This window comes from Microcella sp. (genome assembly GCF_040286215.1).
Classification (GTDB): Bacteria; Actinomycetota; Actinomycetes; order Actinomycetales; family Microbacteriaceae; genus Microcella.
The window spans coordinates 58,249-77,681 of the sequence record NZ_JAVKCK010000020.1 but is presented as its reverse complement, the minus strand read 5'-3'; the positions used below and the strand labels follow the sequence as shown (position 1 = coordinate 77,681).

The window sequence follows — 19,433 nt, the reverse complement described above, 5'->3', positions numbered from 1 at the left end:
GCCGCTAGTGCGACTGGTAGGGGGCGATCACGACCTCCACGCGCTGAAACTCCTTGACGTCCGAGTAGCCGGTCGTCGCCATCGATCGTCTCAGGGCTCCCATGAGATTCACCTGTCCATCTGCTCGGGAGCTCGGCCCGAACAGCACCTGCTCGAGCGGTGCCAGCTGGCCGACGTGCACGCGGTGGCCGCGCGGCAGCTCCGGATGGTGCGCCTCGGCGCCCCAGTGCCAGCCCCCGCCAGGAGCATCCGTCGCCCTCGCGAGAGCCGATCCGAGCATGACGGCGTCGGCACCCATCGCGATCGCCTTGACGATGTCGCCGCTCGTACCGAGGCCGCCGTCGGCGATGACGTGCACGTAGCGACCGCCCGACTCGTCGAGGTAGTCGCGCCGTGCGGCGGCGACGTCGCTGATCGCGGTCGCCATCGGCGCATGGATGCCCAGGCTGAGGCGCGTCGTCGACGCAGCGCCGCCGCCGAAGCCGACGAGCACTCCGGCCGCGCCGGTGCGCATGAGGTGCAGAGCAGCCGTGTAGCTGGCTGCGCCACCCACGATGACGGGCACGTCGAGCTCGTAGATGAACTTCTTGAGGTTGAGCGGCTCGGCGTCGGTGCTGACGTGCTCGGCGCTGACCGTGGTGCCGCGGATGACGAACAGGTCGACGCCCGCGTCGAGCACCACCTCGTGGTACTCCTGCGTGCACTGGGGGCTCAGGGCTCCCGCCACGGGCACGCCCGCCGCGCGGATCTCCGCGAGTCGCGCGCTGATGAGCTCCGGCTTGATCGGCTCCGCGTAGAGGGCCTGCATGACGCTCGTCGCCTCGGCCGGCTCGAGGTCGCGGATGCGAGCGAGCTGCGCCTCAGCATCCTCGTACCGGGTCCACAGCCCCTCCAGGTCGAGCACGCCGAGACCGCCGAGGCGGCCCATCGCGATCGCCGTCGCCGGGCTCATCACCGAGTCCATGGGCGCCGCGAGAACGGGCATCTCGAACTTGAGCGCGTCGATGCTCCACGCGAGGGAGACCACCCGCGGGTCGCGCGTGCGGCGGCTGGGCACGACCGCGATGTCGTCGAAGGAGTACGCCCGGCGCGCTCGCTTGGTCTGCCCGATCTCGATCTCCATCACTCCTCAACCCTACCGGCGGTTGCCCCTCCTCCGGCGAGAGGTACGGTGACGGTAGGCGGTCCGCGGCGAGCGCCTCCGAGGAGGGCAACATGGCCAGCAGTGCGTTGAGCATCGAGCGGCCCGGCGATCCGGAGGCCGCACCGCTGCGGGTCGCGGTCGTCGGGGCGGGCGGCTGGGGCGCCCAGCACGCGCGGGTTGTCACCGAGCGGTTCGACACCGAGCTCGTCGGCATCGTGGGCCGTGATCCGGCCCGCACCGAGGCGCGTGCGGCCAGCTACGCCACGCGTGCCTACACCTCGATCGAGGGGATGCTCGAGGTTGAGCATCCCGACCTCGTCACCGTGTGCCTGCCGAACGAGGAGCACTTCGCTCCCACCCTCGAGCTGCTGAAGGCGCAGGTGCCGCTCCTGGTCGAGAAGCCGCTCGTGTTTGACCTCGTCGAGGCCGACGCCCTGCTCGATGCCGCCGGCGACACGTTCTTCGCGATCAACTTCAACCACCGCTACGCCGAGCCCGTGCTGCGTGCCCGGGCGGCGATCGAGGCCGGCGAGCTCGGCGACCTCGTGTTCGCCACCTGGCGCTTCGGCGGGGAAGCCAACCGCGGTCCGTCGCCGCACGCGAACCTCATCGAGACGCAGTGCCACGGCTTCGACCTGCTGGAGCACCTGTGCGGGCCCATCGCCTCCGTGGCGGCGCAGATGGCGTCCAAGACCTACGGGGCTTTCAGCACCGTCGCCATCGCGCTCGAGTTCGCCTCCGGTGCGGTGGGCACGATGCTCGGCAGCTACGACTCCTCGTACGCCTACCGCGACAGTCAACTGGTGGAGGTGAACGGCACGGCAGGCCGAGCGGTCATCCACGACACCGTCGGCGCTCTGCGTCTGCAGTCGGTGGGCGACGAGACCGAGCGGGTGTGGCGCGCGGGCTACTTCGACGACGAGGCGCGCTCCTTCGAGAGAACCTTCGACCGGTACCTGGATGCCCTGCTCCGGTCATTGCGAGCCGGCTCGCCGCCCCCGGTGCCGGCGTCGGCCGGTCGCCGCGCGCTCGAGCTCGCGCACGCGGTGATCCGCTCGCACGAGACAGGGGCTCGCGTGCCGACCCCGCCCGCCCACCCCTAGCCGCCCGCTCGCGCATCACCGGCGCGGTAGGTGACACGCCCATCGAACTCACCGGCGGGGCGACGAGACGGCCACCGGAAGTCGGAGCGGAAACGTCGCCCATCGGCAAGCCGATACTCGTGCTGCAGGTCGAGAACCTCGACGCCGAGCTGATGGATGAGCACTCTCGCGTATCTGGTCGATGCTCGACAACGCGGCAACCGTCATCCGCTGTGGCCCCGTAGCGCAGATCTGACACGTGTCGGGTGGCGCGGTCGCCCCAGCCGAGCGCATCCACAACGGGGGCGAACGCGTCTTCCAGGATCGGCACACCCCACACCCGGGCCGCGGAGATGCCGCACAGTGGCTGCCTCACGCGTCCGCGAGTAGCGGCGGCGACAGCGCGCAGCAGCTCGCGATCCCACGGGGCCAGGTGCTCGACCGACGCGCGCGGAAGGCCGGCGGGCGGCTACCGGCGGTAGTTGGGGGCCTCCACGACCATCTGGATGTCGTGAGGGTGCGATTCCTTGAGCCCGGCGGCGGTGATGCGCACGAACTTGCCCCGCTGCTTGAGATCGTCGATCGTGCGGGCTCCGGTGTAGAACATCGACTGCCGCAGACCGCCCAGCAGCTGGTACACGACCGAGCCGACGGGGCCGCGATAGGGCACCTGGCCCTCGATGCCCTCCGCGATCAGCTGCTCGTCGCTCGGCACATCCGCCTGGAAGTACCGGTCTCGCGAGTAGGAGGTCTTTGTGCCGCGCGTCTGCAGAGCGCCGAGCGAGCCCATGCCCCGGTACGACTTGAACTGCTTGCCATTCACGAAGATCAGATCGCCCGGGCTCTCGTCGGTGCCGGCGAGCAGCGATCCGAGCATGACGGTGTCCGCCCCGGCCACGATCGCCTTCGCGATGTCTCCCGAGTACTGCAGACCGCCGTCGGCAATGAGCGGCACGCCCGCGGGACGCGCGGCGAGCGAGGCCTCGTAGACGGCGGTGACCTGCGGCACTCCCACGCCGGCCACCACTCGGGTGGTGCAGATCGATCCAGGGCCCACTCCGACCTTCACGGCGTCGGCGCCGGCATCGATGAGCGCTTGGGCGCCCGTCCTCGTGGCGACGTTGCCGCCGATGACGTCGATCTCGGCGAAGGCCGGGTCGGCCTTGATGCGGGCGATGATCTCAAGCACACCGCGGCTATCGCCGTTCGCCGTATCGACGACGATCACGTCGATGCCCGCATCGCGCAGGGCGCCGGCGCGTTCCCACGCGTCGCCGAAGAACCCGATGGCCGCCCCGACGCGCAGTCGACCCGCGGCGTCCTTGGTCGCGCTCGGGTACTTCTCGCTCTTGTCGAAGTCCTTGACGGTGATGAGTCCGCTCAGGCGTCCTGCGTCGTCCACGAGCGGCAGCTTCTCGATCTTGTGCTGCGCGAACAGCGCGAGCACGTCGCCCTGGGAGATGCCGACCGGGCCGGTGATGAGCGGCGCTGAGGTCATCACATCGCGCACGAGAGTCGTGGGCGCCTCGAAGGCGGAGACGAATCGCATGTCGCGATTGGTGATGATGCCCACGAGGGTGCCGTCACCCTCCACGACAGGAAGCCCGGAAACGCGGAAGCGCCCGCACAGCGCGTCGACCTCGGCGACAGTCGCGTCGGGGGTCGTGGTCACGGGGTTCGTGATCATGCCCGACTCCGATCGCTTGACCTTGTCGACCTGCTCCGCCTGATCGTCGATCGAGAGGTTGCGGTGCAGCACGCCCAGGCCGCCCTGGCGCGCCATCGCTATCGCCATGCGCGCCTCCGTCACGGTGTCCATCGCCGACGACAGGAGGGGGGCGTTGACGCGGATGCGTCGGGTCAGTCGCGAGGCCGTCTCTGCCTCACTGGGAATGACGTCCGTGTGCGCGGGCAGCAGCATGACGTCGTCGTAGGTGAGGCCGACGAAGCCGAACGGGTCGGGCTGGTCCATGAGTCCCCTCGAAGTGCGCGGAAGTGGGCCCGGATGCGACGGCGAATCCTGGTGACTCAGCTTAACGCGTTAGGCAGAAACGTATTCCGTGGCAATAATGGCTAGTCACCGTCGGTTGCCGCCGTGAAACGCATCGGCAACAATCGGCACGTATCGTCAACGACGACGACAGGGCCCAACCCGCCCGCGGGGCAGCATGCCTCGACCCGGAACAACCTGGAGGTTTCGTGGCACACGCTGCTAGCAGGCCACTCGCCCGGCGGGCACCACGGCGGCTCATGGCCGTCCTGTTCGCCTCGGTCGTGGCTGCTCTCACTCTGTCCGTTGCCGCACCGGCCACAGCCGACGAAGTCGGTCTCGACGAGTACGACTTCCGCATCAGCGGCCTCGTCGCTCTGGATGGCGAGGTGCTTGAGGACATCCGTCTCGTCATTGACGGGCAGGGCTTCAGCGTGGAGGTCGAGACGGGCGCTGACGGACGCTGGGCTGTGGGCGTGCCCCTGCAGGGCGACTACACGGTGACCCTCGACGAGGAGACGCTTCCCGAGGGCATCGCCGTGGTCAAGACGACCCAGGAGGACGACGACACGCCCAACAGCCGCGACGTCAATGTCGGCCAGTCCGGCAGCACCGTCCTGAATTTCTTCATCGGCGAGGGCGAGCGCAACACGGTCAACCTGTGGGATCAGATCGTCGATCGCTTCTTCAACGGTCTGAACTTCGGTCTTCTGCTCGCGCTGGCCGCCATCGGGCTCTCCCTCGTCTTCGGCACGACAGGCCTCAGCAACTTCGCGCACGCCGAGCTGATCACCTTCGGAGCCCTCATGGCGCTCACGTTCAGCGCCGTGCTCGCCCTGCCGCTGTGGCTCGCTCTCCTCATTGCGCTGGCCCTGAGCGCGGCGTTCGGCTGGGCGAACGATGCTGGACTGTGGAAGCCCCTCCGCAGGCGAGGAGTCGGACTGATCCCGATGATGATCGTGAGCATCGGGCTGTCACTGGCCCTGCGGTACGTGTTCCAGTTCTTCTACGGAGGCGAGACCCAGCAGCTGCCCGGCGCGACGGACGCCTCCTTCTCCATCGGCGCATTCGGTCTCTCCTGGATCGACGTGGGCAGCATGGTGCTCTCGGTGGTCGTGCTGATGGCGGTCGCGTACTTCCTGCTGCGCACGCGCATCGGCAAGGCGACCCGCGCGGTCTCCGACAACCCTGCGCTCGCGGCGGCCTCCGGCATCGACGTGGACCGCGTGATCCGCATCGTCTGGGTGCTCGCCGGCTTCCTCGCCGGTATGTCGGGCATCATCTGGGCGTACTTCCGCCCCGGGGTTGGCTGGGACATGGGCTTCCAGCTGCTGCTCTTGACCTTCGCCGCGGTCACACTGGGCGGGCTCGGCACAGCGTTCGGTGCCCTTGTCGGGGCCCTGATCGTCGGATTCTTCGTCGAGATGTCGACGCTCATCATCCCCTCGGACACGAAGTACGTCGGAGCGCTGATCATCCTCATCCTGGTGCTGCTGGTCAGGCCCCAGGGCATCCTCGGACGCAAAGAACGAATCGGCTAGGAGCGGACTATGGACTGGATTCAACTACTCTCCAACGCCGCGCAGGAGTTCATCTCTCCGACGACGGCCGCATACGCGCTCGCCGCCCTGGGCCTGGCCGTGCACTTCGGGTTCACCGGCCTGCTGAACTTCGGTCAGGCAGGCTTCATGATGCTGGGCGCCTACGGCTTCGCGATCGCGACGCTGACCTTCGGGTGGCCCGTGTGGGCAGCCGTGCTCTTCGGCGTCGTCGCCTCGATCGTCTTCGCGTTCATCCTGGGTCTGCCGACGTTGCGCCTTCGGGCTGACTACCTCGCGATCGTGACGATCGCCGCAGCCGAGATCGTGCGTCTGCTGTTCACCACGAACACGTTCGAGCCAGTGACAGGCTCGGCCAACGGCCTGCAGGGCTACAAGGGCGGCTTCGCCGACCTCAACCCCATTCCGGAGGGCACCTACGGCTTCGGCCCGTTCGTCTACAACGAGTACGACTGGTGGTTGCGCATCGTGGGTTGGAGCGTCGTCGCCCTCGCGGCGCTCGTGACGTGGCAGCTGTTCAAGAGCCCCTGGGGTCGCGTGATCAAGGGCATCCGTGAAGATGAGGATGCCGTGCGCGCGCTCGGCAAGAACGTGTACTTCTACAAGATGCAGTCCCTGATCCTCGGCGGCGTCTTCGGCTCGCTGGCTGGCATGATCTTCATCCTGCCCCGGTCGGTCGTTCCCTCCAACTACCAGCCGACGCTGACGTTCTTCATCTATGCGATCCTGCTTCTCGGTGGAGCGGCGACCGTGTTTGGTCCGATCCTCGGCGCCATGATCTTCTGGGTTCTGCTGTCGTTCTTCTCCGGCTTCATCGCGCGAGCCGTGAGCGAAGGCTTCCTGCCGTTCATGTCGACCGTGCAGGCCGGCCAGTTGCGCTTCATCTTCGTGGGCCTCGCGATCATGCTCATCGTCATATACAGACCGCAGGGAATCCTCGGCAACAAGAAGGAGCTGGCCTTTGTCAAGTAGCAGCCCGAGTGACGCCACCGGCCCCGTCAAGACCACGGGGCTTCACGTCGGCGAGGCCGCGCCCGGAGTGGCCAAGACCGACCCGATCATCGTCGCCGACAACATCACGCGCCGCTTCGGCGGCCTGACGGCGGTCGACGTCGACCACATCGAGATACCCCGCGGCGCGATTACGGCCCTCATCGGCCCGAACGGCGCAGGCAAGACGACTCTCTTCAACCTTCTCACCGGCTTCGACCAGCCCGACTCGGGCAAGTGGACGTTCGATGGGTCCGGCATCTCGGGCATTCCCGCGTTCAAGGTCGCGCGCAAGGGCCAGGTGCGCACCTTCCAGTTGACGAAGGCTCTCGCACTGCTCACGGTGCTTGACAACATGAAGCTCGGGGCCAAGGGGCAGCGGGGAGAGAGCCTCTTCCGCGCCCTGCTGCCGTTCATCTGGCGCAACGAGGAGAAGGCGATCGAGGAACGCGCCCTCGTGCTCCTCGAGCGATTCAAGCTGCTCGAGAAGAAGGACGATTACGCCGCGAGCCTCTCCGGCGGCCAGCGCAAGCTTCTTGAGATGGCGCGGGCGCTCATGAGCGAACCGACCTTGGTCATGCTCGACGAGCCGATGGCGGGAGTCAACCCCGCCCTCACACAGTCGCTCCTCGATCACATCCTGGGCCTCAAGGAGCAGGGCATGACGGTGCTCTTCGTCGAGCACGACATGCACATGGTGCGTCACATCGCGGACTGGGTCATCGTCATGGCGGAGGGCCGGATCGTGGCCGAGGGCGACCCGCACGAGGTCATGGCGAACCCTGCCGTGATCGATGCGTACCTGGGCGCCCACCACGACGAGGATCTCGGAGAGATCGACCCCGAGTCACAAGCAGCGATGAAGGAGCTGGCCGATGACGACGCCGACGAAGTCAAGCACTGAGATGAGCAGCCCTGCCGGCGACGACCGCACGCTGGTGGTGCACGTCGACAAGGTGACCGCAGGCTACCTGCCCGGCATCGACATTCTGACCGACTGCTCGCTCACCGCCTACGATGGCGAGCTGATCGGCATCATCGGACCCAACGGGGCCGGCAAGTCGACGCTGCTCAAGTCCATCTTCGGACTCGTCAAGGTGCGACAGGGCACGATCTCGCTCTACGGCGACGACATCACCAATCTCAAGGCGAACAAACTGGTCTCCAAGGGCGTGGGTTTCGTCCCGCAGACCAACAACGTGTTCCCGACCCTCACGATTCGCGAGAACCTCGAGATGGGCCTCTTCCAGAAGCCCAAAGAGCTTGACCATCGCCTCGAGTTCGTTGTGGAGATCTTCCCCGAGCTCGGCAAGCGCCTCGGGCAGCGCGCCGGCTCGCTCTCCGGCGGTGAGCGCCAGATGGTGGCCATGAGCCGTGCGCTCATGATGAGCCCCGAGGTGATCCTCCTCGACGAGCCGAGCGCCGGTCTCTCACCGGTGCGGCAGGACGAGGCCTTCCTGCGGGTCAAGGAGATCAACAAGGCGGGCGTGACGACGATCATGGTCGAGCAGAACGCTCGACGGTGCCTGCAGATCTGCGACCGCGGCTACGTGCTCGACCAGGGCACCGACGCCTACGAGGGCGCCGGCCGAGACCTGCTCAACGACCCCAAGGTCATCGGACTGTACCTCGGCACCCTCGGGCAGGAATAGGACCGGGAGAACGGCACGAGGCCCCGCGGAGAGAGCATCCCGCGGGGCCTGTCGCTGTGCTGGTTCGCGCCGACGCTGCAGCGCACTGACGGGCTTCACCAGGCGGCGCCGACGACAAAGGGCCCCGGCACAGTGCCGGGGCCCTTCGTTCAGCTAGCGGAGGCTAGTTGAGGCGGTTGCCCGCGTAGGTGTTGTCGTCACCGTACTCGAAGATGCCGATGGTGGCCTCTGTGGGGTCACCGGCGTCGTTGAGCGTGATCGGACCCGAGGGGCCGTCGTAGTCGACGATGCCGCCGTCGGCGATGATCTGCGCGCAGGACGCGAAGTCCGTGCACTTCTCACCGTCGCCGGAACCACCGGAGACCTCCTGCAGCTTCGACGCGATGTCGACACCGTCCGTCGAGCCTGCCGCGAGAGCGGCGAGCGCGATGAGGATGACGGCATCGTACGACTCGGACGAGTACAGGTACGAGTCCAGGTCGGGGTCGATCGCGTCGAGGCGGTCGGTGAAGTCGCTCGTCAGGTTCGGGGCCGGGGCAGTGCCCTTGGCGCCCGTGATCAGACCGGTCTCGAAGTCTGCACTGTAGTCGGCGAGGTTGCCGTCCACGAAGTACAGGTTCTCACCCGGGTAGCCGGCGCCGACGAGGCCCGGAACGACGATCTTCGCCTGGTCGAACGTAATGACGGCAATCGCGTCGGGGTTGGCTGCGGTCAGCGCCGAGATCTGCGAGTCGAAGCTCGTGTCACCCTCGTTGAACAGCTGCTCCTCGACGACCTCGCCACCAGCGGCCTCGAAGGTCGAGGTGATCTGCGCCGCGAGCCCGGTGCCGTACGCGTCGTTCAGCACGAGCAGACCCAGGGTCGCCGCGCCGTCCTCCGCGATCAGGTTTCCGAGCACCTCGCCCTGGAGCAGGTCCGAGGGAGCGGTGCGGAAGTACAGGCCGTTGTCGTCGTAGGTCGTGAAGTCCGGCGAGGTGTTCGCCGGCGAGAAGTGCACGACTCCCGCGCCCGTGATCTGGTCGATCACGGTGAACGAGACGCCCGAGGACGCGGCACCGACGATAGCGTCGACATCCTGCGAGAGGAGGTCGGTCACCGAAACGGTCGCCGTGTCGGTCGTGGTGTCACCGGAGTCGCGGTAGATCGCCTCGATGCTCAAGCTCGTGCCCGCCTCGTTGATCTCCTGCACGGCGAGCGCGACGCCCGCCTCCTCGGGGGGCCCGAGGAACGCGAGTGCGCCACTCTGGGGCAGGATGGTGCCGATCGTGAGAGTCAGGTCTTCGGCGGGACCAGCGGGCTCTTCCTCCGTCGTCGCTGCGCATCCACCGAGGATGAGTGCGCTGGTGCCCAGGACGGCAATGCCGCCGAGGACCGACTTGAGAGAACGAGAGCGGCCGGCCGAGCCGGAAGTGAATACGCCCATGTTGCTCCTTGCGTTTCGAATGTGTTCAGGACACGGCAACGGGATACGTCACCAGTAAGCCACCGTACGGGGGTACTGAGGCGCGCACAATACGTGCGGGTTACATCCCTGTAACGCCGAGATCCGATATAGGGTCTTGTCGACTGCGACGGATTCCGTTGAGAAGTGCGTATCTGCCGCGCGATTCCGCACCACGTTGCACGCGCTCGGGCCATCACCGCAGTCTCAGCGTGCCGATGCGCACCGGCCGATTCTCCTCGGAGTAACGATGCAGACCGTAGTCGGCCTTCGTCACGTCTCCAGCGGAGTCGAAGGCGACATCGCCCACGAGTCCGGCGTAGTGGAACGCACCGAGGTCGTCGAGCACGACACGGCACTCCGCCATGCTCCTGCAGCGGTAGCCCTCGGCCGTGATGCGCGGCAGCCCCGCGGCGATCGAGGGCCCACCGTCGTCGCCACGCTCGAGCGCGGCGAGAGCGGCGAGCACGACGGCGTCATAGGTCTCGGCGGCGTACCGGTAGCTGCGCACCGCAGGGTCAGACTGCTGGAGTCGCGCGACGAACTGATCACTCGCCGGTGCTCCTTCCAGCACGCCGTAGGCTCCCTCGAGCACAGCCTCGGGCAACGTGGCGGAGTAATCGGCCATGTTCTGCGACGTCAACCAGAGTGCTCGCCCGCTGACGCCCGCATCCGAGAGCGCGACGATGAGTGCCCGCGTTTGCTCGTCGAGCGCGCTCGTCGTGGCGATGACCACTGCATCAGGATCCAGCGTCGCGATGGCGTTCGCCATCTGTTCGGGATTGGTCGACGCCGCCAGTGCCTCGAGGCCGGCGAGCTGCTGCTCTTCGTCGGCGAGCGCCGCGACGATGCTCGACTCGAGTGCGAGCCCAAGCTCGTCATCGTCGGTCACGAGCACGATCGACGAACCCCCGGCGGTGAGCACCGACTCGGCGATGAGGGCACCCTGCTTCTCGTAGGAGGGAATCGTGCGGAAGAACACGCCGCCCTCGTCCTCACCGCGCAGCAAGGGGTAGGTGGCCGCCGGCGAGATCACGGTCATCCCGGCCTCGGCGGCCAGCGGGATCAGCCGCTCGGCGAGCACCGACGTTGCCGGGCCGATGACGACATCGACACCGAGCTCGACGAAATCCGCCATCCCCGTTTCGAGATCGTCGCCGGAGGCATCCCCCGAGTCCCGGTGGAAGACTTCGACGGGCGCCCCCAGCACTCCGCCACTCGCGTTGATGTCACCCACGGCCACCTCGGCGGCGGCGACCAGAGCAGGCCCGAGAAAGGCGATGTCGCCGCTGGTCGGGAACAGCGTGCCGATACGCAGCACGCCATCGCCGCTCGGTTGCACCGTCGCGGCGGCGCTCGGCGTCGAGGTGGGGGTGGGCATGGGCCCGAGACCCGTGCAGGCGGTCAGGCCGACCGCGACGAGCGCGAGTGTGGCGCCCGCTCGGAGGGGCGTCGTGCGCATCGGATCCTCCTTCGCGCCGGTCGATGTCGAGTCCACGGCTCGTGCGGAACGACGGCGGCTGCTCTCCCGCACCCTAGCGCTCGTAGCCTCACACGGGTTCGACCGGCGGCGGCGCGGCGCGGCGGCGGGAGTGCTGGCGCGCCCGCACGGCGTCGGTGCTCAGCACGACGAGCGCGAGCCAGACGAGCGAGAAGCCGATCCAGCGCTCGAGGGGCATTGCCTCCCCCATCACGATGACGCCGAACAGGAACTGGAGCAGCGGGGCCAGGTACTGCACGAAGCCCACCACCGTGAGCGGCAGACGCCGGGCCGCCGCGGCGAACAGGAGCAGGGGTATCGCCGTGACGATGCCGGCCAGCGCGAGCAGCACCGTGTGCCCCGCGTCGACCGTGCCCGCGGTGAGCGAGCCGAGCGCGGCGATGACCGCCAGCTCGCCGAGTGCCAGCGGCACGAGCCACGCGGTCTCGAGCGTGAGCCCCCCGACAGCGGAGACACGCGGGCCCGTGCGGTTCTTGACATAGCCGTAGAAGCCGAAGGAGAAGGCCAGCGCCAGCGCGATGAACGGCACCGTGCCGTAGCCGACCGCCAGCACGACGACGGCGATGACGCTGAGCCCGACCGCTGCCCACTGCGCGGGCCGCAGGCGTTCCCGCAGGAAGACGACCCCGAGTGCGACGGTGACGATGGGGTTGATGAAGTACCCGAGCGCGGCTTCGAGGATGAAGCCACTGAGAGATGCGTAGACGTAGACGTGCCAGTTGACGGCGATGAGGACCGCGGCGAGGGCGCTCAGGGCGAGGATGCGACGCTCGACGAGAAGAGCGCGCAGGTCGGGAAAGGTGCGGGTGGCCGCGATGATGACGAGGCAGAACACGAGCGAGAGCACGATGCGCCACGCCACGATCTCCACGGGGCCGCTCGGCATCAGCGCGATGAAGTACACGGGAAGAAGGCCCCAGAGCCCGTACGCTCCGACGGCGGCGAGGAGGCCAGTCGACGACGAGCGCGGGTCGGGCACAGGCTCACTGTAGTGCCGGTCGGAACGGTCGCCGCACCGATTCGGCGCGCTCCCGAGACGACGGGACCCCCGGCGTGCTGTCGCGCGCCGGGGGTCCCGTCTGACGAACGTTCCGCGTTAGCGGACCACCACGGCGAGCACGTCGCGAGCCGAGAGCACGAGCAGCTCGTCGCCGTCGTACTTGACCTCGGTGCCGCCGTACTTCGAGTACAGCACGCGGTCGCCGACGGAGACGTCGATGGGCACGCGGTTGCCGTTGTCGTCGATGCGGCCGGGGCCGACCGCCACGACCTCGCCCTCCTGGGGCTTCTCCTTGGCGGTGTCCGGGATCACGAGACCGGAAGCAGTGGTCTGCTCCGCCTCGACCTGCTTGATGACGATGCGATCTTCGAGCGGCTTGATGGAGACCGACACGGTTGACCTCTTCTTTCCTAAAGACGATGAGGGAGTTGGCACACTCGCCCTGCGAGTGCCAGCACCACTGTACCCAAGGAGTTAGCACTCATGCAATCCGAGTGCCAACGCTCTCCGTGCGCAAGGGTGGGAGGATCGCTGCCATGGAGATCGCCGAGCTACGGGAACTGCTGACGCCGGAGGCGCTCGCGCTGCTCGACGCGCTCGAGCCGAGCACCTCGACCGACGACGTCGTGCGACTCGTGGGCCGACTGCGTCGGGACGGGCATCCCGCTGGCCGCGTCTCGGCCGTGCTGTCGCAGTATCGTCTGCGCCGCCGGGCCGCCGCGAAATTCGGGCCGTTCGCCGAGCGGATGCTCTTCACCGAGGTCGGTCTCGAGCAGGCCACCCGGCTGCGGGTCGCGGCGCTGCACGCTGGTCGATTCGCGGCGGCCGAGCTCACGCACGTCGCCGATCTGGGCTGCGGCATCGGCGGGGATGCGATGGCGATGGCCGCGCTCGACCTTCGCGTGACCGCGGTGGAGCGCGATGAGGTCACCGCAGCGCTCGCCGCGTACAACCTGGCGCCGTGGCCCGGTGCTCGCGTCGAGCATGGCGACGCGACGGCTGTCGACCTGGATGGTGTCGACGGCATCTGGCTGGATCCCGCACGGCGCGAGGGCGCCCGTCGTCTCGCCGACCCCGGAGACTGGGCGCCGCGCCTCGACACCGCACTCGACCTCGCTGAGCGACGACCGGCGGGCATCAAACTCGGGCCGGGAATGGACCGCTCGTTGCTGCCCAGCAGCGGCGAGGCGCAGTGGGTCTCCCTCGGCGGCGACGTCGTCGAACTCGTGCTGTGGAGCGGCAGCCTCGCCCGCCCCGGCATCCGGCGGGCGGCGCTCGTGCTGGGCGCTGACGACAGCGCGCACGAGCTGATCGCTGAGCACGACAGCGATGACGTCGCCGCGGGGGCGCTGGGCGAGTGGATCTACGAGCCGGACGGCGCCGTCATCCGCGCCCGGCTCATCGGCCTACTCGCGGGCCGCCTGGGGGGAAGGATGCTCGACTCGACCATCGCCTACATCACCGGCGACCAGCTCTCTCCGACCCCCTTCGCCCGCGCCTTCCGGGTCGTCGAGCGCTGGCCGCTCGACGTGCGGGTGCTGCGGCGCGAGCTGGCCGCGCGCGACATCGGCGTGCTGGAGATCAAGAAGCGCGGAGTCGATGTAGACCCGGCCGCGCTACGACCGAAACTGCAGCTGCGTGGGGAACGCGCCGCTGTGCTCATCCTTACCCGCGTCGCAGGCGACCGGGTCGCCCTGCTCGCCGAGCGTGCTGACGTGCCGCCGCTCCCGACGAGCAGCGGCTAGAAGCCGCTGAGCGTCGCCGCCGGGATGAACAGGAGGGGCAGGAGGAAGATGCCGATCCAGAAGATGCCCCAGAGGATCGAGACGGCCAGCCCGATGTAGCCCGTCACGAGGCCGGCGATCGCCATACCGCGGGCGTGCGGCTCGCGCTTGAGGCCCAGATGCCCGAGGATGACGCCCGCGAGGGCGGGAAGCAGACCGAAGCCGACGAACGACAGCAGAAGGCCCACGATGCCGCCGATCAGTGCGAGGATGCTGAGCGTCGACGCGGGGCCGGCGGGCGCGGCAGCATAGGGCTGCTGCGCCGCGTACGGCTGCTGCGCCGCGTACGGCTGCTGGGCTGCATACGGCTGCTGGGCGGGCGCAGAAGGGCCCGCGGGTGGCGGAGTCGCTGCTGGGGCGGCTTCGACGGGGGCGGGCGGCGGGGGAGGCGGAACGGCCGCCGGCTTCGCGGCCGCCGGCTTCTTCGCAGCAGGCTTCGCGGCCGCCGGCTTCGTCGCAGCAGGCTTCGCGGCGGGCTTCTTCGCAGCCGGCTTCTTTGCGGCAGGCTTCTTCGCAGCGGGCTTCTTCGCGGGAGCGATGGGCTCGTCGCCCACTCCCTCGCCGGCTGCTGGGTTGGGAATGTCGGTGCTGGCCATGCGGTGTCCTCGCTCGTACGGATGGCGGATGCTCTCAGCCTACCGACCATCGGTGGCGACCGGGAGGCCCGGCGGCACGCGTCGTGCGGCGCCGAGACGAGACGGGCCCGCCCGCAATGACGCGGACGGGCCCCTGGTCGACGGCTCTAGAAGGTGCTGTAGCTGACTGCGCTGCCGAAGAGCACGAGCGGCAGGATGACGGCGAAGACCCAGAACAGAATCCAGAGGAAGCTGAAGACGTAGCCGAGAATCGTGCCCGTGAGCGCGAGGCCGCGGCCGTTCTCACCGGTCTTCTTGATCTGGCTGAGCGAGATGTGACCAACGACGATGCCGGCGATGGGAATGAGGATTCCCAGGATGAGCGCGACGATCGCCAGCGTGTTGGTCTTCTGCTGCGGGGCCGACGAGTACGGGGTCGACGAGGGCTCGGCGGCGGGAGGAGGTGCGTCAGTCATGGTGCTCCTAGTGATGTCGAGGCGAAACCGGGGTGGGCAACTCCATGCTTCCAGTGCGCCGAGAGGGTGTCAACGCTCGCGCGGGCGCGGCGCAGCCGCCTCGAGCATCCCTACGCCTGAATGCGCGTGACCGGCAGAGTGGAGTCGGCGCTCACCTCCAGCGCCGACGGCGGCCGGCCCGCGGCGATCAGCTGGGCGCCCAGCGCGGCGATCATGGCCCCGTTGTCGGTGCACAGCGCGAGGGGCGGTATGCGCAGGCTCACGCCCGCGGCGGCCGCGCGCTCCTCGGCGAGCGCGCGCACGCGAGCGTTGGCAACCACTCCCCCGCCGAGCAGGAGGCGCGGCACGCCGAGATCCTGACAGGCGGCGACGGCCTTGGCCGTGAGCACGTCGGCCACCGCTTCGCGGAAGCTCGCCGCGACGTCCGCCACGGGCACATCCTCGCCGGCGTCCCGCGCGCGCTCGACGTGCCGCGCGACCGCGGTCTTGAGCCCCGAGAACGAGAAGTCGTAGCGGTGCCTTTCGAGATCCTTCGGCAGAGTGAGGCCTCGGGGGAAGCGGATCGCCGTCGGGTCGCCGTCCGTGGCGACGCGGTCGATGTGCGGGCCGCCCGGATACGGAAGGCCCAGCAGGCGGGCCACCTTGTCGAACGCCTCCCCCGCGGCGTCGTCGATCGTCTCGCCCAGAAGCTCGACGTCGCTCGTGAGGTCGCGCACGAGGAGAAGGCTCGTGTGGCCGCCCGAGACGAGCAGCGCGACGGTCGGCAGCTCGAGCGCCGTGCCGTCCTCGCGCAGCACGTCGGCGCCGACGTGCCCGACGAGGTGGTTCACGGCGTACAGGGGGCGGTCGAGCGCGAGGGCGAGGGCCTTCGCGGCGCCCACGCCGACCATGAGGGCGCCGGCGAGTCCCGGCCCGCTGGTGACCGCGATCGCATCCAGGTCGGCGAGGGTCACACCCGCGTCGGCGAGCGCGGCTCTGATCGCCGGCTCGATCGCCTCGAGATGCGCCCGTGCCGCGACCTCCGGCACGACGCCGCCGTAGCGGGCGTGCTCCTCCATGGACGACGAGATGACGTTCGCCAGCAGGGTCGAGCCGCGCACGATTCCGATGCCGGTCTCGTCGCAGCTCGTCTCGATGCCGAGCACGAGGCTCACGATGTCAGCTCTGCGCGCATGACGATCGCGTCCACGTCATCGGGTTGGTAGTAGCGGGGCCGTACGGCGATGCGCGCGAAGCCGTGCCGCTCGTAGAGTGCGACTGCGCCGGGGTTGTCGGCGCGCACCTCGAGCAGCATCTCCTGCGCGCCGCGGCCGCGGGCGAGCGCGAGCAGGTGCTGCACGAGCACGGTGCCGACACCGAGCCGCCGGTGCGTCGGGTCGACCGCGATCGTCTGCAGGTCGGCCTGGTCGGCGTGCAGGGCCGCGCTGAGCCCGGCGTAGGCGACGATGTCGTCTCCCGACTCGGCAACGAGGTAGACGGTGTGCGGCGAGGCGAGCTCGGCCGCCATGACGTCTCTGCTCCACGCGTCGGTCGGAAAGGTCGCGCGCTCGAGCTGCATGATCGTGTCCAGATCGGCGAACTGCGCCTCCCGCAGCCGGATGCCCGGCGAACCGTTCGCGAGCACCGCGGTCATGTCGACACCCGCTTGGGCGCCGCGAGGGTCACATCAGGGGCACGGAGGTACAGGGGCGACGCCTCGGGGAAGGACGCACCCGTGGCGATGCGTGCCTGCGCGGCGCGCGCGAGCCAGACGGCGGGGATCTCCGTGACCTCGTGCACGGTGAGCCCCGGCTCGGGAGCGTAGGCGAGGCGCTCGACGAGGTGGGCCGGCACGGCCTCCTCCGGCAGCGGCAGCGCGGCGCGGTACACCGTCACCGCCACCTCGCGGCGGCGCGCATCCGTCACGATGGCGAAGCGGCCAGCGACCTCGCCCGCGACGAGCAGGCGCAGGGCGACCGCCTCGTGGCTCGGCACGCCGAGCACGGGGATGCCGAGGCCGAGCGCCAGAACGCGTGCCGCCGCGAGACCGACCCGCAGGCCCGTGAAGGGGCCGGGGCCGATGCCCGCCACCACCGCCGTCAGGGAGCCGCGCACGTCGAGAGCCGCGGCGAGCACCTCGGCGAGGAACGGACCGATCAGCTCCGCATGCCGACGCGTGTCGAAGGTCGAGCGCTCGGCGATGACCGCGCCGTCCTCGGCGAGCAACGCCACCGACGTGCCCGCCGAGGTGTCAATCGCCAGAATCATGCACCCAGCCTAGGTCGGCCCAGCGCGCACCGACTCCCTCGATCGTCACCCTGCGAGGTTCGACGGGCTCGAGGGAAGGGTCGGGTATCGCCGCGGAGCCTGCCTGGCCGGTTCCGGCTCCGCGCGGCCTCTCGATCGTCACCGTGAGCCACTCGTCGATGGCGTGCTCGAGCAGGCCTGCGCCCCATTCGACGACCGTCACGCTCGCCGCGAAGTCCAGGTCGAGGTCATCCAGCTCGCGCGCATCCGCCAGACGATACGCGTCGACGTGGATGAGCGGCGGACCGTCAGCGCGCGGATGCGTGCGGGCGAGCACGAACGTCGGGCTCGTCACCGTCCCCCGCACTCCGAGGGCGGCGCCGAGGCCGCGCGTGAGCGTCGTCTTGCCCGCCCCGAGCTCGCCCGTGAGCAGCACGACATCGCCCGCCAGCAGCTGCCCGGCGATGCGCGCACCAAGCTGCTCCATGACCTCCGGGTCGCCGACCGTCAGGTGCTCCGGGCCGCTCACGTGCGCACCTCGGTGCGCGTCACCCGCCGCCCCAGACGGGTGACGAGCTCATAGCCGATCGTGCCCGCCGCGTCGGCCCACTCCTCGGGCGCGGGAGCCCCCGTCGCGGGGTCGCCGAACAGCACAGCCCTGTCGCCCGCCGAGACCTCCGCATCGCCGACCTCGACGACGCACTGATCCATCGCGATGCGGCCCACAACGCGGTGGCGTCGACCCTCGATCACCACCGGCCCGTCGACGGCGTGGCGCGGCACGCCGTCCGCGTAGCCGAGAGGCACGAGGGCGAGAGTCGTCGGCCGCTCGGTGCGGTAGTGGTATCCGTAGGAGACTCCGGAGCCTGCGGGAACCCGCTTGACGTTCACGACACGCGCACTGAGCTCCAATGCCGGCTGCAAGGCGAGAGTGCCGCGCAGATGCTCCTCCGGCGCGACTCCGTAGAGCGCGATGCCGACGCGAACCATGTCGTAGCGCGCGGCAGGGTGGTCGAGAGCGGCCGCCGAGGCGGCGACGTGGCGCAGCCCGGGCTCGAGGCCGGCAGCGCGCACCGCATCCAGGAACTCCTCGAACGCCACGAGCTGCGCGCGGTCCTCCTCCGCCGTCGTGTTCGACAGGTGCGTGAAGACGCCTCCGAGACGCAGGGTGCCGGCGGCCTGCTCCCGAGCGACCGCATCGGCGACGGCGCCCCACTGCGCGGCTGGAGCTCCGTTGCGGCTCAGACCCGTGTCGACCTTGACATGCACGACGGCGCGATGCCCGACCGCGGCGACGCGCGACACCTCGGCGAGCGAGCTCACCCCCAGCTCGATCCCGGCCTCCGCCGCCGCATCGAGGTCCGCGTGCGGATCGTGCAACCAGGCCAGCACGGGCGCGTCGATACCGGCCGCCCGCAGCTCGAGCGCCTCCACGATGTCGGCCACCCCGAGGTGGTCGGCCCCCGCTTCGAGCGCCGCGCGCGCCGCCCGCACGGCACCGTGGCCGTAGCCGTCGGCCTTGACGACGGCCATGAAGTGGGGTGTCGGCGCCGCGCGCCGCATCCGCTCGGTATTGCGAGCGATCGCACCGACATCGATGCGGGCCTCGCGGAAGGGGCGCGTCACGCGGCGCCGCCCATCGTGGGGGCAGGGCGGCCCGACTCCGCGATGACGAAGGCGGTGGCCACACCGGCGTCGTGCGACATCGACACGTGCAGGTGCACGATGCCGCGATTGGCGGCGATCTGCGCGGCACGGCCGCTCAGCCGCAGGTCGGGGTTTCCCTCCCCGTCGGTGACGACCTGCATGTCGTGCCACCGCACGCCGTCCGTCGCCCCCAGCGCCTTGAGCAGCGCCTCCTTCGCGGCGAAACGGCCCGCGAGCGAGCGCAACGGAAGGCCACGCTCGGCGGGTGCGAAGAGCCGATCGACCAGGCCGGGGGTGCGGCCGACGGCTCGCTCGAAACGGGCGAGGTCGACGACGTCGACACCGATTCCGACGATCACGAGCGCA

Annotated in this window: 21 protein-coding genes; 6 read left to right on the top strand and 15 right to left on the bottom strand. The window is 69.4% G+C overall.

What is annotated here, in order from left to right; translation table 11 throughout:
* Window positions 1-4: 4 nt before the first annotated feature.
* Entirely contained in the window at window positions 5-1,123 is a 1,119-nt protein-coding gene (locus RJQ01_RS09920) for a GuaB3 family IMP dehydrogenase-related protein (RefSeq protein ID WP_350476567.1), read from the bottom strand.
* Between the two features lie 92 nt (window positions 1,124-1,215).
* On the opposite strand from RJQ01_RS09920, the gene RJQ01_RS09915 reads away from it, so the two are divergent.
* On the top strand, window positions 1,216-2,247 hold the full coding sequence (locus tag RJQ01_RS09915; RefSeq protein WP_350476566.1) for a Gfo/Idh/MocA family protein: 1,032 nt from the start codon (window positions 1,216-1,218) through the stop codon (window positions 2,245-2,247).
* Here the strand turns inward: RJQ01_RS09915 and RJQ01_RS09910 are convergent.
* Together RJQ01_RS09910 and guaB are read right to left on the bottom strand one after the other, a co-directional pair.
* Window positions 2,244-2,411, bottom strand: a complete 168-nt coding sequence (locus RJQ01_RS09910; protein ID WP_350476565.1) for a hypothetical protein — start codon at window positions 2,409-2,411, stop codon at window positions 2,244-2,246. The genes RJQ01_RS09915 and RJQ01_RS09910 overlap by 4 nt on opposite strands.
* Before the next feature lie 284 nt (window positions 2,412-2,695).
* On the bottom strand, window positions 2,696-4,198 hold the full coding sequence (guaB, locus tag RJQ01_RS09905; RefSeq protein ID WP_350476564.1) for an IMP dehydrogenase: 1,503 nt from the start codon (window positions 4,196-4,198) through the stop codon (window positions 2,696-2,698).
* A 278-nt stretch (window positions 4,199-4,476) separates the two neighbouring features.
* Between guaB and RJQ01_RS09900 the strand changes: the two genes are divergently transcribed.
* Genes RJQ01_RS09900 through RJQ01_RS09885 form a run of 4 tightly spaced genes read left to right on the top strand, consistent with a single transcriptional unit; the run spans window position 4,477 to window position 8,417 of the window.
* Entirely contained in the window at window positions 4,477-5,757 is a 1,281-nt protein-coding gene (locus tag RJQ01_RS09900) for a branched-chain amino acid ABC transporter permease (RefSeq protein WP_350476563.1), read from the top strand.
* A 9-nt stretch (window positions 5,758-5,766) separates the two neighbouring features.
* Window positions 5,767-6,747 carry a branched-chain amino acid ABC transporter permease gene (locus RJQ01_RS09895; RefSeq protein WP_350476562.1) on the top strand — a complete coding sequence of 327 codons (981 nt, stop codon included), beginning with the start codon at window positions 5,767-5,769 and terminating at the stop codon, window positions 6,745-6,747.
* Window positions 6,737-7,669 carry an ABC transporter ATP-binding protein gene (locus RJQ01_RS09890; protein WP_350476561.1) on the top strand — a complete coding sequence of 311 codons (933 nt, stop codon included), beginning with the start codon at window positions 6,737-6,739 and terminating at the stop codon, window positions 7,667-7,669. Before RJQ01_RS09895 ends, RJQ01_RS09890 begins: the two co-directional genes overlap by 11 nt.
* Window positions 7,641-8,417 carry an ABC transporter ATP-binding protein gene (locus tag RJQ01_RS09885; protein ID WP_502885257.1) on the top strand — a complete coding sequence of 259 codons (777 nt, stop codon included), beginning with the start codon at window positions 7,641-7,643 and terminating at the stop codon, window positions 8,415-8,417. Before RJQ01_RS09890 ends, RJQ01_RS09885 begins: the two co-directional genes overlap by 29 nt.
* Window positions 8,418-8,580: 163 nt before the next feature.
* Here RJQ01_RS09885 and RJQ01_RS09880 read toward each other — a convergent pair whose 3' ends face one another.
* From RJQ01_RS09880 to groES, 4 genes are all read right to left on the bottom strand, one after another.
* Entirely contained in the window at window positions 8,581-9,840 is a 1,260-nt protein-coding gene (locus tag RJQ01_RS09880) for an ABC transporter substrate-binding protein (protein ID WP_350476560.1), read from the bottom strand.
* A gap of 214 nt (window positions 9,841-10,054) precedes the next feature.
* Window positions 10,055-11,320, bottom strand: a complete 1,266-nt coding sequence (locus RJQ01_RS09875; protein ID WP_350476559.1) for an ABC transporter substrate-binding protein — start codon at window positions 11,318-11,320, stop codon at window positions 10,055-10,057.
* 88 nt (window positions 11,321-11,408) lie between these two features.
* Window positions 11,409-12,338: an EamA family transporter RarD gene (gene rarD, locus RJQ01_RS09870; protein ID WP_350476558.1), complete on the bottom strand. Its 930-nt coding sequence runs from the start codon at window positions 12,336-12,338 to the stop codon at window positions 11,409-11,411.
* A 117-nt stretch (window positions 12,339-12,455) separates the two neighbouring features.
* Window positions 12,456-12,752, bottom strand: coding sequence for a co-chaperone GroES (groES, locus tag RJQ01_RS09865; RefSeq protein ID WP_152582531.1), 297 nt, complete (start codon window positions 12,750-12,752; stop codon window positions 12,456-12,458).
* Between the two features lie 143 nt (window positions 12,753-12,895).
* Between groES and RJQ01_RS09860 the strand changes: the two genes are divergently transcribed.
* The gene (locus RJQ01_RS09860) at window positions 12,896-14,104 is read left to right on the top strand and encodes a class I SAM-dependent methyltransferase (RefSeq protein WP_350476557.1); all 1,209 of its coding nucleotides are present in this window, start codon (window positions 12,896-12,898) and stop codon (window positions 14,102-14,104) included.
* Here RJQ01_RS09860 and RJQ01_RS09855 read toward each other — a convergent pair.
* The 8 genes from RJQ01_RS09855 to RJQ01_RS09820 form a co-directional block, all read right to left on the bottom strand.
* Complete coding sequence (locus RJQ01_RS09855; protein WP_350476556.1) at window positions 14,101-14,739, bottom strand: DUF4190 domain-containing protein; 639 nt, start codon at window positions 14,737-14,739, stop codon at window positions 14,101-14,103. The genes RJQ01_RS09860 and RJQ01_RS09855 overlap by 4 nt on opposite strands.
* 146 nt (window positions 14,740-14,885) lie before the next feature.
* The gene (locus RJQ01_RS09850; protein WP_350476555.1) at window positions 14,886-15,194 is read right to left on the bottom strand and encodes a DUF4190 domain-containing protein; all 309 of its coding nucleotides are present in this window, start codon (window positions 15,192-15,194) and stop codon (window positions 14,886-14,888) included.
* 110 nt (window positions 15,195-15,304) lie between these two features.
* A complete protein-coding gene (gene tsaD, locus RJQ01_RS09845) occupies window positions 15,305-16,348 on the bottom strand; it encodes a tRNA (adenosine(37)-N6)-threonylcarbamoyltransferase complex transferase subunit TsaD (protein ID WP_350476554.1) in 1,044 nt (347 codons plus the stop codon).
* Window positions 16,345-16,827, bottom strand: a complete 483-nt coding sequence (rimI, locus tag RJQ01_RS09840) for a ribosomal protein S18-alanine N-acetyltransferase (protein WP_350476553.1) — start codon at window positions 16,825-16,827, stop codon at window positions 16,345-16,347. Before rimI ends, tsaD begins: the two co-directional genes overlap by 4 nt.
* Entirely contained in the window at window positions 16,824-17,441 is a 618-nt protein-coding gene (gene tsaB / locus RJQ01_RS09835; RefSeq protein WP_350476552.1) for a tRNA (adenosine(37)-N6)-threonylcarbamoyltransferase complex dimerization subunit type 1 TsaB, read from the bottom strand. Before tsaB ends, rimI begins: the two co-directional genes overlap by 4 nt.
* Entirely contained in the window at window positions 17,425-17,949 is a 525-nt protein-coding gene (tsaE, locus tag RJQ01_RS09830; RefSeq protein WP_502885256.1) for a tRNA (adenosine(37)-N6)-threonylcarbamoyltransferase complex ATPase subunit type 1 TsaE, read from the bottom strand. Before tsaE ends, tsaB begins: the two co-directional genes overlap by 17 nt.
* On the bottom strand, window positions 17,946-19,046 hold the full coding sequence (gene alr / locus RJQ01_RS09825) for an alanine racemase (RefSeq protein WP_350476551.1): 1,101 nt from the start codon (window positions 19,044-19,046) through the stop codon (window positions 17,946-17,948). The genes tsaE and alr overlap by 4 nt, the downstream gene beginning before the upstream one ends.
* Window positions 19,043-19,426, bottom strand: a complete 384-nt coding sequence (locus tag RJQ01_RS09820; protein ID WP_350476550.1) for a holo-ACP synthase — start codon at window positions 19,424-19,426, stop codon at window positions 19,043-19,045. Before RJQ01_RS09820 ends, alr begins: the two co-directional genes overlap by 4 nt.
* Window positions 19,427-19,433 lie beyond the last annotated feature (7 nt).

What these genes read in the sequence shown, in the direction of transcription:
- RJQ01_RS09920 (WP_350476567.1), bottom strand. Translation starts at nt 1,123, where the DNA reads ATGGAGATCGAGATCGGGCAGACCAAGCGAGCGCGCCGGGCGTACTCC.
- RJQ01_RS09915 (WP_350476566.1), top strand. Translation starts at nt 1,216, where the DNA reads ATGGCCAGCAGTGCGTTGAGCATCGAGCGGCCCGGCGATCCGGAGGCC.
- guaB (WP_350476564.1), bottom strand. Translation starts at nt 4,198, where the DNA reads ATGGACCAGCCCGACCCGTTCGGCTTCGTCGGCCTCACCTACGACGAC.
- RJQ01_RS09900 (WP_350476563.1), top strand. Translation starts at nt 4,477, where the DNA reads ATGGCCGTCCTGTTCGCCTCGGTCGTGGCTGCTCTCACTCTGTCCGTT.
- RJQ01_RS09895 (WP_350476562.1), top strand. Translation starts at nt 5,767, where the DNA reads ATGGACTGGATTCAACTACTCTCCAACGCCGCGCAGGAGTTCATCTCT.
- RJQ01_RS09885 (WP_502885257.1), top strand. Translation starts at nt 7,641, where the DNA reads ATGACGACGCCGACGAAGTCAAGCACTGAGATGAGCAGCCCTGCCGGC.
- RJQ01_RS09880 (WP_350476560.1), bottom strand. Translation starts at nt 9,840, where the DNA reads ATGGGCGTATTCACTTCCGGCTCGGCCGGCCGCTCTCGTTCTCTCAAG.
- RJQ01_RS09875 (WP_350476559.1), bottom strand. Translation starts at nt 11,320, where the DNA reads ATGCGCACGACGCCCCTCCGAGCGGGCGCCACACTCGCGCTCGTCGCG.
- RJQ01_RS09860 (WP_350476557.1), top strand. Translation starts at nt 12,896, where the DNA reads ATGGAGATCGCCGAGCTACGGGAACTGCTGACGCCGGAGGCGCTCGCG.
- RJQ01_RS09855 (WP_350476556.1), bottom strand. Translation starts at nt 14,739, where the DNA reads ATGGCCAGCACCGACATTCCCAACCCAGCAGCCGGCGAGGGAGTGGGC.
- RJQ01_RS09850 (WP_350476555.1), bottom strand. Translation starts at nt 15,194, where the DNA reads ATGACTGACGCACCTCCTCCCGCCGCCGAGCCCTCGTCGACCCCGTAC.
- rimI (WP_350476553.1), bottom strand. Translation starts at nt 16,827, where the DNA reads ATGACCGCGGTGCTCGCGAACGGTTCGCCGGGCATCCGGCTGCGGGAG.
- tsaB (WP_350476552.1), bottom strand. Translation starts at nt 17,441, where the DNA reads ATGATTCTGGCGATTGACACCTCGGCGGGCACGTCGGTGGCGTTGCTC.